Origin of the sequence: Maribacter sp. R86514 (assembly GCF_044597005.1) — a bacterium.
Taxonomy (GTDB): Bacteria; Bacteroidota; Bacteroidia; order Flavobacteriales; family Flavobacteriaceae; genus Maribacter.
Window position 1 is genome coordinate 1,123,289 of sequence record NZ_CP138999.1, and the last position, 15,415, is coordinate 1,138,703.

Below are 15,415 nucleotides of genomic sequence, written 5' to 3' on the forward strand. Positions count from 1 at the left end.
TTTATAACTTTGATCGACTTTAAAAGCAGCTATGGAATACGCAGAAAATATACTTGGTACAATTGGTAACACTCCCCTTGTAAAAATTAATACACTTACGGCGGAGTTACCTTGTTTGGTATTGGCTAAGTACGAGACATTTAACCCAGGCAACTCGGTTAAAGACCGTATGGCGTTAAAGATGATCGAAGATGCAGAAGCTGATGGAAGACTAAAGCCTGGTGGAACCATTATAGAAGGAACCTCTGGAAATACGGGAATGGGACTAGCATTGGCCGCCATTGTAAAAGGCTACAAATGTATTTTTGTACTGGCGGATAAACAGTCTAAAGAAAAGTGCGATATTTTAAGGGCAGTAGGTGCAGAAGTTGTGGTTTGTCCCACAGCTGTAGAACCAGAAGACCCAAGATCGTACTATTCGGTTTCTAAACGATTAGCAAAGGAAATTCCGAATAGTTGGTATGTAAATCAGTATGACAACCCTAGTAATGCCCAAGCACATTACGAAAGCACCGGACCAGAAATCTGGAAGCAGACCGAAGGTAAGATCACTCATTTTGTGGTTGGTGTAGGTACAGGCGGAACCATATCTGGAGTAGGAAAGTATTTAAAAGAACAGAACCCTAATGTAAAAGTTTGGGGTGTAGATACCTATGGTAGTGTTTTCAAGAAATACCACGAAACGGGCATTTTTGATGAAAAGGAAATCTACCCATATGTAACCGAAGGTATTGGTGAAGACATTCTGCCAAAAAATGTGGATTTTGACATTATTGACGGTTTCACTAAAGTAACCGATAAAGACGGCGCGGTATACACACAACGTTTGGCAAAAGAAGAAGGCATGTTTTTAGGCAATTCCGCCGGATCTGCCATTAAAGGCGTGTTGCAGTTAAAAGAACACTTTACCAAAGATGATGTCGTTGTGGTGTTGTTTCATGACCACGGTAGTCGTTATATTGGTAAAATGTTTAATGATGATTGGATGCGTGAAAAAGGCTATATAGAATAACCTTTTTCATCGGCAATTACATACTATCCACAAACTGCTTGAATACCTTTTTATGCTGCTCCAAATCTAAATCTGGAGAAAGGGATACACGGGCAATATAATCCTTGTCATCTTCTTTCGTAGTGCCTTGCGTAGAAGTAGCCGGTATGGTCCAATAACAACCATGTAGTTGTCCGTAGCTTACACAGTACTTACTTTCATTTGGTATCTCGGTGATCATTAAGTTGATCAATCTATGGTTCATTTCTCGTTTGTAGGCTTCACGTTCTTCTGCTGTATCTCCTTTTGTAGGTAGGTCTAATGAAAATACAGATGGCGTAAATCCTTCCGATGCCAATTCATCCGATACAAAATTGATTTTAGCGTCTGGTAATACCTCTGAAATGAACTCTACAAATTCGTGCGTATTCTCATAAGCCTTATGAATTCTCTCGTTCATAGAGGGCATTTGCTTTGCTAAAATTTCATACTGCAAATCGGTTGCTTCATTATCGCAAAGGCTCAAATGCAGTTCTATTTTTTCAATTAAAGCTTCCGCCTTTTTATTCGCTATACAATAACCTGCCGTACAATTTCCGCCACTTGGAAATTTAGATCCGCTTGCAAAAGAAATGGTTCTCACGGATGAAAGAATATCGGTATCTCCCAGAAAATGGACATTAGGGCAAAACGTCTGATCCAAAATAAATACGGGATCTATGGCCTCTCCTCCACTTGCGGTTTTTCTTTTTGCACTCAAGGCTTCCCTAAGTTTATTTAGCTCCGGGACTTCAACCCTTGGGTTAGTCGGTATTTCTGCAATGATAAAGGGTATGGCATCTTCTTTCGCTAATTTATTCAAAACCTTATCTATACTCTTAACCATATCATTGTCTCCATCCACAGGTAAATCAACGATTTCAATAGCATCGCTACAGGCTGCTACTCGCCTAGCCTGGTCATTGGTACCACCATAACAATTTGGAGGAACAACGATTTTGATGGCCTTCCCCTTATGGTCTTCCAATGCATGATGCACCAAGCCCATCATAATGGCGTATTGTATGGATAATCCACTAGAAGCTACCAATGGCAATGTATTGGCACCGCTCACCTCTCGTATCACATCTAATACGGCAGCCTTGTTTTCTGCTGAATTTTCCTTTTTAGTATCGTTTTTAGTTTGATGAATCAAAGACTGTAAAGCTACCAGACAGTTTGCGGGAGTCATGGCAACGGTCTCTCTTCTTCTTACGTGCTGAATGTCTGAAATATAGCTTGTATTCTGCTCCCCATTTACCAAAAGCACGCTACCTAAATCACCATGAAGATTAATATAAAAATCTATATTCGGATTGATATCCACAGCGGCAATCTCATCTTGTTCAGATACAAAAATGACACTACCATCAAAAGCGGCTAAAGTTGAAGCTGAATCAACTTGCTTTATTTCAAACGTATAACCGTAAACAGCTCGCAATACTTCCACATCAAGAGCACTGGGGAATTCACCCGTATAGGCAATCAACGTATTGCTCTGCTTAAATAAATTTGTTCTTAAAATGGATAAAATAGGCATGGTCTCTGACTGAAAACTTATTACTTGTTCAGATGCAAGATGATTGATATTGCCAATAGCCCATTCTAAAATACAAGACAACGGATGACCTAAACGAATATAGTCATAAGCCGTAGGTAAATTTTCTAGTGCAGCTGCGTTTGCATTATGCGCTTTCGCTAAAACTTCAAACTGGTCTAAAAATTGAACTTTCGCTAGTTCTTCGTTATAAATATCCAATCGATGGGTCGTTAGGTTCAACCAATCTTGTGGCATATTTTTAATAACATTTGAAATATATTCTAGCATTTTATTTAGCTCCATTTTTATCCTCTTTTTGACTATTCAAAATTACGTAATAATTGAACGTATTTAAAGTTTTCGGTAGGCAGTTTCAGTTCTCAGTAAACCGTAGCAGTTGGTAGTGTAAAATTAAAAACGTCTTTGCGACGAGCCTTTCGCGACGTGGCAATCTTTTTCATGTAGGTTAGCGTATTTTGTAGGCATTGTTCAGTTTTCATTCCCCTCGACTGCGCCATCCTAAACAGTAGGTAAACTAAATTCTCATACCTCGAAATTCACTCGACCGGTCAGCATGTTAATTATGAAATCATAATTCAATTTAAAAAAATGCAAATTTTAAACGTTTGCATTCTATTCTTGAAAAAACGAACTTCGTTACCATTGGTCAAGACGGTCAAAAATTCAATTAGTTAGCGCCGGGAATAATTAAATACATGGATAGAAACTCTTTTAAAATCATTAGCGGTGTTGTCTTATTGGTTCTGAATCTTATGGCATGTAATTCACCCGCAGTCATATCGGGCACAGTAGAAGATGCTGAAAAGGAAAACACTAAAATCTACTTAATTCAACCGGAGGACCTACAGCATGTGGCAGCTTCTTATTTAGGGAAAATCATAGACTCCGCCATTGTACATACTGATGGTCGTTTTGAGTTCAATAACCTAGCTGATACCAAAAAACCGACGTTATACGAGTTAGCCGTGCAACCCACAGCAAAAGCGGGCAACTATTTCAACAATGACCTTAGTACCAGTGCTAATTATATGCCTATAGTTTGGCAAAATGGGGAACAGTTACAAATAACCGCAAGGTTTACTGAATTTCAAAAAAGCTTTTCTACTGATAACCCTTCGGAGATGAATAGGGCTTTACTGAACTTAAGGGATATAAAACAAGAAGCTTACCAAACCCACCTTGCCAATACCCAATGGAATGTGGAAGAAGGTGATGAATTAATGGCAAAAGAACATGCCGTATTACAATACCGAACAGCATTGATAGAATTTGCAAATAGCACTCCGCATCTACTACCCGCTATGGTAGCCTTACGTTGGGTTAGCCCCGAAAATGATTATGAACGTGTACCGGAATTTTTAGTGGACCAATGCACCAAATGGAAGAAAACACAACCCGATCACCCTTGGGTGAAGCAACTGTGTAAAGAAAGCGAACCGAAAAATTTACCGGTATTGATTGGGGATAAATTCCCTAATATTCAATTGCCTATGATGACCAAAGACACCGTGCTTTTAAATGATGTGTTGGGTGAAAAATTGACGATTGTGGACTTATGGGCATCTTGGTGTGCACCTTGCAGAATAGAGAATAGAAAAGTTCTAGCGCCCCTTTATAATGAATACCACGACCAAGGTTTACAAATACTTGCCTATGCCTTAGAAAGTGATGAAAGAAGCTGGAAAGCCGCCGCAAAACGCGATGGTGCCTATCGTTGGCTGCAATCATCTGACTTACAAGGAGACGATGCCCCTTTCTTAAAGAAAATACGTGTACGTACCATACCTGCGAACTTCATTTTAGATAATAGCGGCGTAGTCATTGCTAAAAATGTACATGGTGATGAATTGATGGATTTGGTGAGAAGTAGAATTAAAAAATAAGGAAGAACTGTATTATAATTACCTTTTTCGTTGATAACTATGAATAACTCATTTTGTAAGTACTTGCGTACAACCATTGAAATATAGAACTTAGCTTTCTCTCCCCGAAAACGTAATACTTTTAATGCTAAAAAGAATTGAAACTCTTTTTAGCTCCACGTTACCCAACATTTGAAAATGAGCATAATACGACCAAGACTTAATGATTTTTTCAATATCCCAATAACTCAAGAAGAGGTCGATTTTGCAATTCCATTTATTGATGAAGATATTCCTTTATATGTTGACCCGTTTTTGATGTGGAAATCGCCATCACTTCAAGATTCTTCATTACATCTTTTAATTACAAATAGTTTTAATCATATTGGTCACTTATTCAATAAAGGAAAAGAAAAAGAAGCAATTGAATTATTAATTCGAGCTTCAGAATGTGATGAAGTTGGTCTTGGAAATTCAAAAACTAAAAAAGGTAAAAGAATTGGAGAAAAACTTGCTTCTAAAATTTTAAATCAATTTAATTCAATACCACAAATTCAAAAAAATGGATTCGTGCATTTTGAGGAATTACAATTGTTAGTTGAAAATTTCTCTAAAGATAGAGTTAGCGATATATCTTGCAATTTTATTCAATCCTTTTTAGTTGATTTCACAATTGAACAATCCGAAAAATATGGAATACCAATTGAAAAAATCACGCTTAATAACATTTATAATCCAAAGAAATTAGAATTTGGAAAAGAAGAAACACATTTACCTGTAAACCCAATTACGAAAGAACCAATTCTATTTACCCCGAAAAGATGGCTGAAACACATTCCCTGGATAAACCCAGATGATTATTTCAAAAATTATTACGTTAATAACATTCATAATAAAAGAGATCAATTTCCTGATAGAATCAAGCTTTTGAACTTTAATCGACATAATTATGATATAGTAAAAGCTTATACTGCAATTAAAGAAAAACAAAGTGAAGATTGTAAAAATGACCCACTTTTTAATCAAATACCTATAACTTCTGCTAAAAGAAAAATTTCTACTATAACAAAACTTCCTACTGGAAAGACAGACAATGCAGACAGAAAATTTGAAGACAACACTTGTCAACTTTTAGCTTCACTACTCTATCCACATTTAGATTTTGCAAAAGAACAAAGTAGAACCGATTCAGGAGTATTAATAAGAGATTTGATTTTCTTTAATAACACTTCGACAGATTTTTTAAAAGAGATTTATAACGATTATGCTTCCAAGCAAATAGTATTTGAATTAAAAAATGTAGCAGAAGTTAGTCGAGAACATATTTTTCAACTTAACAGATATTTAAACGACCAATTTGGACGATTCGGAATAATTATTACTAGAAAACCACCACCAAAAAAAGTATTCAAAAACACTATTGATTTATGGTCTGGTCAAAGAAGATGTATATTAATCTTGGACGATTCGGATTTGAAGTTAATGACACAAGTTTTTATTAGTAAACAAAGAAACCCTATTGAAGTAGTAAAGAAAAAATACATTGAATTTACAAGGGCTTGTCCATCCTAGAAATTATGACAGAAGAAGAAATAGACATATTTGAAAAAACCTTAAATCAGCTAGAGGGACTTCACGTAGAAGTATCTACATTATCTAAAAAATCATATACAGATGCTCTTAATAACTTTAAACTAAAATTAGTTAATCAAGTACTTAAGAGCAGTAATAAAATTCTAGGAGATAAATATAAACCATTTGATGATTTTGAGGCTTTTTTAGAAGAAGAAATCCCAAGTAATAGTGATGTTACATTAGTGCTTTCTCAATACCTTAACTGTATGGAAAGTTTTAGAGAGAAAAATATATACTCACACGTAGAATGGACTTCTAGTGGAGGAATTGCTAAAATTTACTATTACTGGAAAAAATCAAAAAAACGTGAAACTTATCCACCAAAAAACATTAAAAAATAATGGCTGAAAAATATTTACCAACAGAAGCTGAAGTTGAGCATTTTAAAATGTTAAACCAGCTATTAGAGTCTGTTTATCTTGAAATGAAAGAATTCTCTAAAAAGAAACCAGACGAACCTTTAAATACATTCAAAGTTAAGAATGTAAATAGACTTTTAATTCAAATTAAAGAAGGTCTTAAAAATGAACCAACTATTGATTTTCTAGATTTACTAGATGAGGAAACATTACCGACAAATAGTGATGCAATTTTAATTATTGGACAATTTAAGGCTTCTATGGACAGATTTCGTAGAAAATATACTAACGAATATAGAAGGTGGACAACTAAAGAAAATCCAAAAGGTGATAAAATATATTTATAAAAACGGTGGGTAACAATGTATAAAAAACATAGGGCGGTTTAGACTTAATTTAAAGGCTTAGGTTTCTTTATGATGTCGCCTAATTTTCAATTTGGCATTTAGAAAAAAATAAAAGCAAAATATGTAAATTTGGCTTAGTGTGAATTCGAAAGACAGTGCTTATCATCTGCCCTACATTTCTTATACTGAACGACAACGAAACCCAAACTTACCCCCTTTTCTTCTCCTCAATCCATTTACTCATAAACTTGGTGGCAGTCATAGTTTGGTGTTGTAGCAAAGCACCTGTAAAATTTTTTTTTCTATGGGTAGCTAAATCTTTTTGAAGCTGTTCTAATTGCGCTACCAACAAATTTTCCAAGCTCGCTTTAGCATATAAGGTATTGATCAGAGTTTTCCCTTGATCTTGGGCATTTTGCCAAGTGAGTTGTGTGGTGTATAATCTAATAGCAGCTTCCACAAAAGCGGTATGGTCGTTTTCTATATAGCCATTCCAGTCCAGAATGCCGTGCATACCCTCAGCACCAATAGTTGTGGTAACGCTAGGTGTGCCGTTTTGCATAGCTGAAAGTAGTTTTCCTTTTATACCCGCACCAAAACGTAGCGGAGCTAGACATACTTTTGCCGATTGCATGACTTCATTAACATCTTCTGCCCTACCGTGTACAAGAAATCCGGTTGCAGGGTTATGCATTTCTAGAATTTGCTGAGGCAAATATGCTCCGTAAATATGCAATTTCGATACTGGTAATTGTTTACGAATTAGTGGCCAGATAGTAGTTTTTAAGCATTTTACAGCATCAATATTGGGCGCGTGTTTTCCGCCACCTATGAATACAAAATCAGTTCTTTCCTCAAAAGTTTTCCAATTCGTTTCAGTAGTGATTTCATCGACCATAAAAGGAAGTAACAACAATAGACTTTTATCTATGTTGAGTACATCGGTCAGTAATTCCAGCTCATAGCTAGAAATAATCAAAGAGAGATCGCAGCGATATATACTGGCAATTTCTCGTTTGGTTTTATCATCTGCTAACCAAGCATCCGTAGTAAACGGAATATCTTTTTTAAAGCATTGCTCACGTACATGACGTAGGGAATGTAAATCTTCGGTGTCTAACATACGAAGTGCGCTAGGGCAGTTCTCCGCCACACGCCACCCAAACTGTTCTTCGGTCAAAAAACGATCGAACAACACCACACCAGGATTCATATCTTTTACGAAAACATCAAAAGAACTGTCGTTCATTTTAATATCCGCCGTTTGAAAACTAAGAGCTTCTATATCCGCGGAATAATCCGATTTAGAAGCCGCAGATGCAACGGTAATAATATATCCCTGCTTTTTAAACACCTCTAATAATTGCATCATACGTACCCCAGCAGCAGTAGATGCAGGTTCGGGCCATACGAGGGCGATTACGAGAAGGGTTTTTTGATGTTCTTTTGAGTACAAAGTCCGAAGTATTAAGTACAAAGTACGGGAAATGGTTATTGGTTGGCAAGTTTTAGTTCTACAACGTCTTTGCGAGGCCCTTTTCGCGACGTGGCAATCTGTTCGTTGTTTGTTAGAAAATAGTTTTCAGTATCAGTTTCAGTAGGCAGTTTCAGTTTCCAGTGTTCTAGTCTAGTAATATTGTCACTTCGAGTGGCTTTTTAGTTGTAGCATAGCGGAAACTTAAAAGATGCCTGCCTGCCGGCGGACAGGTATCGAGAACTTTGGTACACGAAAGGGTTCTCGATACCCTCCTAATCGGCGGGCAAGCAAATTTCTCGTGCCTCGAAATTCACTCGAACTGACAAAGCGTTAAGTAAGAAAGTTAAGGTCACTGAGCGTAGCCGAAGTGAGCGTGTTCCAAACAAACAGATAGCCGCGCTTCGCTCGCTATGACGGACAACCATCAACTAATCCTCCCCAGAAACACCAATTTCATCAAGCACTACTACCCCATATTCCGTTTGATCAAAAATAAACTTGATAGACCTTATGGCTTCCACATTAAACTCCGGATTTATAATGGAGAATGCTTGCATTGGAAAATGGTAGGTCTGTAACTGCACTTCCCAATCATTACCGATCATGTCTTTATCCAAGAACTTAAATTTTGTAAACCTAGTTTTTAAAGGTTTTGTAATGCCTTTAATTTCACTCACTTTTAAGGCACTGGTTTGTCCGGTATCGTCAGTTAATTGCACCGTAAAATCTAGTTGTGGTACTTCCCGTTTATCATCATCCCTTTTGGCTTCCTTTTGTGCATCGGTCAAATTAACATCTAACCATTCGTGATTTCCTGCTCCTAGTGTGAATTGTAAGCTAGAGTTTGTTGAAAACGGAATAGAATCATCCGCAGAAAGCGTTAGTTCATACATTCCTTTTTCCGAGGAATTCGTTGCGTTTTCATCATCCCATCCTAAGATAACCGCGTTGTTTTCTTGACTACCTTCATCGCGCGTAGGTAGGTTTTGTTCTTTCCATAAGGCAATGTTGGTCGCTTGTATTTTTGTGGAATCTATTGCCGTGGTAATATCAATATCTTCCTCAAAATCAGCTATAGTATGAAAATCAGATGACTCAAAAGAAGTCAAATAATGTTCAACAGGTAACCATTCTTTTGCCGTAGCTACATTCTTGAATATAGAACGATATGCTTGATTATCTTTTAAAGTAGCTTCGGCAAAAGCACTGATGAATACCTTCGCGGCTTCTTGTTGTTCGGCTTCTTTTAGCAATGGCTCTAGATTTAACAACCACTTTGAAGGAGCACCAAAATCTGAATTGCCCCAAGTGGAATTAAACTGCCCGTGATTAGCATGGTGAATGTATACTCCCGATTTAAATCTTGAAATACTGTCGGTAAATTTCAAACGACGATAAGGTCGCATTCCCCAGAAGCTCACTTCATCGGCATCATAAGAACCCTGTATGCTCAAGAAATTTATATTGTTCAATACTATTTTACGGTCATATCTATAATCTGTAGGTGCCAATGCCACTACCCCTTTAATATTAAAATTGAAATCGAATTTCTCTTTAGCCTGATCAGGAAAATAAGGTAACGGATTATACGCCGCAGCAATGGAAACCGCTTCTCCACCACGAGAATGCCCAACGAGCATAATATTTTCCATATCTACTTTTTGGGAAAGCTCATGACCATCTTCACCATTCCAATTTCTCCACTGCTCTAAATGCTTTAGCAATAACCAGGCACGAGCTGGCATTTCTTTACCTCTAAAATCACCCGACCAATGTCCATTTAAAAAATTTTCATCGACCGACACTGCTATAATTCCCCTACTGGCCAATAGATTTCCTAGATAGCCATAACCATCATCAGAATAATCGATCATACTGTGATTACCGTGCACAATTAGGGTCAAAGGAAATGGTCCGTTACCTTCGGGCATATATACCCTACCATTTAAAGGAAAGTTTTCCGCACCGAAACCCCAATACCGTTCGCGCCATTTCTTCTTTTTATCTTTCCAATCCGGTATTAACCATTTGCCATCAACAGTATTGGTCTTAAAAGTGATACCCGCTGAAAATTCTTCACGTTGCTCATCTGTACCACTACCATATGTAAATGTTTTCACGGCATAGGAACCTACAGCAGCCGGATTTGTAAACGATGCTTCTGGTAGTAATGCCCCACTTTGTTCAGCAAAAGCAAGAGGTGTTTCCTTCTCATAAGGGTCAGAACCACTATTTGACAACACGTAAAATATATAGCCCACACCAATAAAAACGATAAGCAAGAAAAGGCTTGAAAATAAACTACGTTTTAGTTGGTACCTGTATAAGGCAATGCAAAATGCAATACCCAATGCTATGATAGCACTATAAAATAACGTTGGCCAGCCAAAACCAATATATTTTAAAATAATTAAAACACCAATGGTACTAAGTACGGCCGTTGTAGATTTTAAAGGAATATCCTGCAAACCCTTCCCGATAAGAATAAAGAGTCCGTAGATGATTAAATTAATGAGCAAACCTATACTAATGGCAATACACATCATTATAATAGGATGCCATCCCGTAAGAAAATGATATCCGGTAATGCCGTAAAATATAATGGTTAAAACAAGGGTAAGATAAAGTAAGTGGTTTTTCATTAGTTGAGAGCGTTGTAGTTGTTCAAGCTCTTGAATTTAACCAACTTCTAGCGATATAAATAACGCCATGCCGATTTTTAAAAATAAGATAATAAAGTACACTTTAGAATATAGAATCAATAACCAGATAAGTTATAATTCTTAATACCTAATCCATGTGAAAATCACATTTTAGCGGCGAACAACTTAGAGATCTTAGAACGCAATTTTCGTTCATAATCTTCTTCCAGCCATTCTTTATAGTTCTTGGTATTGTTCATAATACAATAAGAATACTGACGTACACGGTATTTTATTTCTTCCTTCAGTTTTTTGGCTAGGATTCGGGCATCAAAAACATCTTCAGAATTCTCTACACAAATTTTTGCGTGCTGCTCTATACTTTTCTCCAGTACCAATTTAGATTTTTCCCCGTTGGCGAAACTTTTCTTGTATTCCGCTTTAATGTCAAAATCGATATCGGTAGAATTTGCAAATTCCGCACGTAGATCTGCTGGCATTTCATAGACAAACTCTCGTTCTATCTCTTCATCGTTCTTAATATTCTCCAAATAAAAATCTGGAAAATGAAAAATCTCTTGCCAATCGATACCTGCATTCCATAGTCCGAAACGGGCGACATTGTTACCCATATCAATAACATTGAATTCTTGCTTTTGAGGTAGGTATCTAGAACCACGACCGATCATTTGAAAATACAGGGTAAGGGAACGTGTTGCACGATTTAAAATAATGGTCTCTACACTAGGTTCGTCAAAACCCGTAGTCAAAATACTTACCGAAGTTAAAATAGCATCGGGTGTTTCTTTAAACCATTTGAGAATCTCTTTTCGCTCTGCGGCATTATTCTTATTATCTAGATGACGAATATTATAACCCGCTTTTCTAAAGGTTTCACAAACGTATCTAGACGTATTTATACCATTGTTAAAAATCAAGGTCTTGGTACCTTTTGCAATTTCATTATACGCAGAAACCAACTTGTTGAGCATACTGTGGTTACCATAAAGCTCATCAGAAGACTTTACCGTATAATCACCACTAATACCCAGTTTTAAGGTTTGTAGACTAACATCATAATTATACATGTTTGCCTTAGCCAAGAATTTTTTCTGAATCAAAGATCCTATAGACTCCCCCACAATCAACTTTTTATAGTTGTCTTTCATGGGGAGCTTAATATTTGAGCTTAACGGAGTTGCCGTTACCCCAAGGATTACAGAGTTCTCAAAAAACTTAAAAAGCTTACGGAAAGAATTGTAATGTGCCTCATCAATAATAACAAGCCCTATATTATTGATTTCAACCTTCTCTTCTTGTAATCTATTGTTCAGTGTTTCTACCATGGCAACAAAACACATGAACTCGTCTTGGTCTTGCCACTCTTTTACCTCGCTATTTATGATTTTGTTCTTTACTCCAAAACCGTTCAGCATTCTAGAAGTCTGCTGACTTAGTTCTATACGGTGTGTAAGTACAATGACCTTTTTATTGGTCTTTGCGATATAGCGTTTGGCGATTTCAGAGAACACCACGGTTTTACCACCACCAGTAGGTAATTGGTACAGCAGGTTAGAATTATCGCCGTTCTCTTCTAAATATTTGAATATAGAATGTAGATCCTCCTCTTGATAATCGTACAGGGTTTTTTCAGTGGTCTCGTTTTGTAGCTTCAAAAGGTTTGTAGGCGTTTATTTATGTTAATAATGCAAAAACCTTATAAAATTATATGATTTTTATGGGTCTAGGAAATAAAAAACTTGAAAAAACAATTTTAGTATCCCTTGTCAGAATCTACTAAATTTTGCAATTTTTCTCCAGAACTTAACCTTTTATAATTTTCAATGATCTGCGGAATCACGGAACTGGTATCTGAAACACTAGCGTAATGCGGAGTCATATGTACCTTTTTATGATTCCAGAACGGGTGGCTTTTAGGTAAGGGTTCCGTATGATACACATCTAGACAAGCACCCGATAAATGTCCGCTATCTAGCAAGGCAATTAATTCATTATCTACCATATGACCGCCACGGGCAACATTAATAACAAATGCATTCTTAGGCAGCTGAGATAAAAGGTCTTCATTTAGAATACCCTCTGTTGCAGGAGTCAATGGTAATAGGCATACCAATATATCAGTAGCATTTAAAAATTCTTTTTGTTCGGCTGCCCCGGCAAAAGTTTGTACGCCTTCAATATCTTTTTTACTCCTGCTCCAACCTTGAACATTAAAATTATATGAAGAAAGATCACTTGCAGTAAGCGCGCCCAATTCACCAAGACCTAAAATACCGATGGTAACATCTTTAATGCGCATGTATTGTTTGGGTTGCCAAACATGAGATACTTGATCTAACTTATATTGATTTAAATTTTTTAGATGTGCTAGAATAACCGCCAGCACATGTTCAGACATATCACTAGCAAGGTAAGGGTCGACAATACGAGTAATAGGTATGTTCTTAGGACGTGTATCATCTTCGAAGATATAATCTACACCAGCACCTGCAGAAGCAATACATTTTAGATTAGGATAATCGGTCAATGATCCCTTAGGGTGTTTCCAGATAACCGCCATGGATATTTCCTCTTTTGGATGCTCTTCAAGATAGCTGTATACGTTTACAGCCGTATCAGCATTCTGCAAGGCATTTTTCCAAAGGTCAATTCTATCATCTTGTCGTATTACTACTATTGCCATAAGCTAATCTATAATATCCAATGCTTTTGAGAATTCGTCTTCAAAAAGCCATTTTTGATTCTGGGTTTCTGTGTATATTTTTAGGATACGCACTCTAAACTCCGGAAAAATTCCTTGAACGGTAGTAAACTGTATCACTTCATTAAATGAATTGAGCATACTTCTGTAGAAGGAGTCTGGCACATTCTTCTCCATAGAAAAGGTCTGTGCGATTTCTAGATTATAGCACATTACATCAGCGATTAAATGAGGATCTACCCCTAACTTTATAAAATGCTTAATAAATTTCTGAGCTACGGAACGCCTGGCTTTTGGTCTTCTGCGCTTTAGTGGAAAATATTCGTTTGATATTTTTGCCTTGGCATCTTGTACCAACTTATCTTCTTTGGGGTTGAAGGCAAAATCATAATAGGTTTTTACGGCCGGAAATTTTTCGTACAGCTCTAGAATTTGCTCTTCAAGCGCCTTTTTGGGTAGCTTGGATATATACGTTTTCAATGCCCTTTTACTCATAAAAATCTAGTGTCTATATTCAAAAATAAGCTTTAGAAAAACAACTGCCTAAAAGCTTAAATCTTTGTTAAAGCTAATAAATGCTGTAGAAGTATAGTCAAATTCATTAGGAAAATTGAATTAATTGCACTATACTGTAAACTTGTACAACTTCTAAATTCGAAACAAACATATGAGGCAACTAAAGATTATCAAGCAGGTAACGAATCGTGAATCGAAATCCCTAGATAAATACTTGCAAGATATCAGTAAAATTGATTTGATTACAGCGAATGAAGAGGTAGAATTAGCGCAGAAGATTCGAGAAGGTAGTCAAGCAGCTTTGGAAAAATTAACAACAGCGAATTTAAGGTTCGTAGTTTCCGTAGCAAAGCAGTACCAAAATCAAGGTCTAAAATTACCGGATTTAATTAATGAAGGAAATTTAGGCTTAGTTAAAGCAGCAAAAAGATTTGATGAAACTAGAGGATTTAAGTTTATATCCTATGCAGTTTGGTGGATCAGACAATCTATACTACAAGCTTTAGCAGAACAATCTAGAGTTGTTCGTTTACCATTAAACAAAATTGGTTCGATCAATAAGATCAAAAAGACATTTTCTTACTTAGAGCAGGCTCACGAACGTCCGCCGTCTCCAGAAGAAATTGCAAAAGAATTGGAAATGACGGTTTCTGAAGTGAAGCAATCACTTAAGAATTCAGGTAGACATGTATCTATGGATGCACCATTACGTGAAGGTGAAGATTCTAACCTATATGACGTTTTACGTTCAGGTGAGTCTCCAAGACCTGATAATATTTTATTACAGCAATCATTAAATACTGAAATCAATAGAGCTTTGGACACCTTATCTCCAAGAGAGGCAGATGTTGTTAAGCTTTATTATGGTATTGGTGATCAACAATCAATGACTTTGGCAGAAATTGGTCAAACGTTCGATTTAACAAGAGAGCGTGTTAGACAAATTCGTGAAAAAGCAATACGTAAATTACGTCATGCTTCTAGAAGCAAGTTGCTTAAAACGTATTTAGGCTAAACATTTACACTGTTTTAAAAAAAAGAAAGCGCCCATTTTTACGGGCGCTTTCTTTTTATCTAATGTTGTGGAACACTAAGAATAAGTTAACTTGTTAATATTAAAGTTGACAAGGATACTATTCAAATCCTGAATAAAATTTTGATACGATGAGAAATCTTGATTTTGATGTGCCATGAGATTGTTTTTATAGGTTTGTATTTGGGTTGATTTACATATAGTCCAACTCAGCTAATTCGTTGATACTAA

The 15,415-nt window shown here is 36.5% G+C and carries 12 protein-coding genes; 6 read left to right on the forward strand and 6 right to left on the reverse strand.

Annotated features, from left to right (window positions below; genetic code table 11):
- Positions 1-31 precede the first annotated feature (31 nt).
- A complete protein-coding gene (locus SJY30_RS05080) occupies positions 32-1,012 on the forward strand; it encodes a PLP-dependent cysteine synthase family protein (RefSeq protein WP_396634517.1) in 981 nt (326 codons plus the stop codon).
- 16 nt (positions 1,013-1,028) lie between these two features.
- On the opposite strand, the gene SJY30_RS05085 is transcribed toward SJY30_RS05080, so the two are convergent.
- Entirely contained in the window at positions 1,029-2,873 is a 1,845-nt protein-coding gene (locus tag SJY30_RS05085; protein ID WP_396634518.1) for a cystathionine beta-synthase, read from the reverse strand.
- A gap of 413 nt (positions 2,874-3,286) precedes the next feature.
- Between SJY30_RS05085 and SJY30_RS05090 the strand changes: the two genes are divergently transcribed.
- The 4 genes from SJY30_RS05090 (at position 3,287) to SJY30_RS05105 (ending at position 6,794) form a co-directional block, all read left to right on the forward strand.
- Positions 3,287-4,474 carry a TlpA family protein disulfide reductase gene (locus SJY30_RS05090; protein ID WP_396634519.1) on the forward strand — a complete coding sequence of 396 codons (1,188 nt, stop codon included), beginning with the start codon at positions 3,287-3,289 and terminating at the stop codon, positions 4,472-4,474.
- A 177-nt stretch (positions 4,475-4,651) separates the two neighbouring features.
- A complete protein-coding gene (locus SJY30_RS05095; protein ID WP_396634520.1) occupies positions 4,652-6,025 on the forward strand; it encodes a hypothetical protein in 1,374 nt (457 codons plus the stop codon).
- 5 nt (positions 6,026-6,030) lie between these two features.
- Complete coding sequence (locus tag SJY30_RS05100; RefSeq protein ID WP_396634521.1) at positions 6,031-6,429, forward strand: hypothetical protein; 399 nt, start codon at positions 6,031-6,033, stop codon at positions 6,427-6,429.
- Positions 6,429-6,794 (forward strand): hypothetical protein, encoded by a 366-nt coding sequence (locus SJY30_RS05105; protein WP_396634522.1) that lies wholly within the window; start codon positions 6,429-6,431, stop codon positions 6,792-6,794. Before SJY30_RS05100 ends, SJY30_RS05105 begins: the two co-directional genes overlap by 1 nt.
- A 208-nt stretch (positions 6,795-7,002) precedes the next feature.
- On the opposite strand, the gene SJY30_RS05110 is transcribed toward SJY30_RS05105, so the two are convergent.
- From SJY30_RS05110 to SJY30_RS05130, 5 genes are all read right to left on the reverse strand, one after another.
- The gene (locus SJY30_RS05110; RefSeq protein WP_396634523.1) at positions 7,003-8,250 is read right to left on the reverse strand and encodes a glycosyltransferase; all 1,248 of its coding nucleotides are present in this window, start codon (positions 8,248-8,250) and stop codon (positions 7,003-7,005) included.
- 449 nt (positions 8,251-8,699) lie between these two features.
- Positions 8,700-10,913 (reverse strand): hypothetical protein, encoded by a 2,214-nt coding sequence (locus SJY30_RS05115; protein WP_396634524.1) that lies wholly within the window; start codon positions 10,911-10,913, stop codon positions 8,700-8,702.
- 164 nt (positions 10,914-11,077) lie between these two features.
- Positions 11,078-12,589, reverse strand: coding sequence for a DEAD/DEAH box helicase (locus SJY30_RS05120; protein WP_396634525.1), 1,512 nt, complete (start codon positions 12,587-12,589; stop codon positions 11,078-11,080).
- A 98-nt stretch (positions 12,590-12,687) separates the two neighbouring features.
- On the reverse strand, positions 12,688-13,617 hold the full coding sequence (locus SJY30_RS05125; RefSeq protein ID WP_396634526.1) for a 2-hydroxyacid dehydrogenase: 930 nt from the start codon (positions 13,615-13,617) through the stop codon (positions 12,688-12,690).
- Positions 13,618-13,620: 3 nt separating this feature from the next.
- Positions 13,621-14,130 carry a DUF6155 family protein gene (locus SJY30_RS05130; RefSeq protein WP_396634527.1) on the reverse strand — a complete coding sequence of 170 codons (510 nt, stop codon included), beginning with the start codon at positions 14,128-14,130 and terminating at the stop codon, positions 13,621-13,623.
- A 172-nt stretch (positions 14,131-14,302) separates the two neighbouring features.
- On the opposite strand from SJY30_RS05130, the gene SJY30_RS05135 reads away from it, so the two are divergent.
- Positions 14,303-15,166: an RNA polymerase sigma factor RpoD/SigA gene (locus tag SJY30_RS05135; protein WP_036154298.1), complete on the forward strand. Its 864-nt coding sequence runs from the start codon at positions 14,303-14,305 to the stop codon at positions 15,164-15,166.
- The last annotated feature ends 249 nt before the right edge of the window (positions 15,167-15,415 follow it).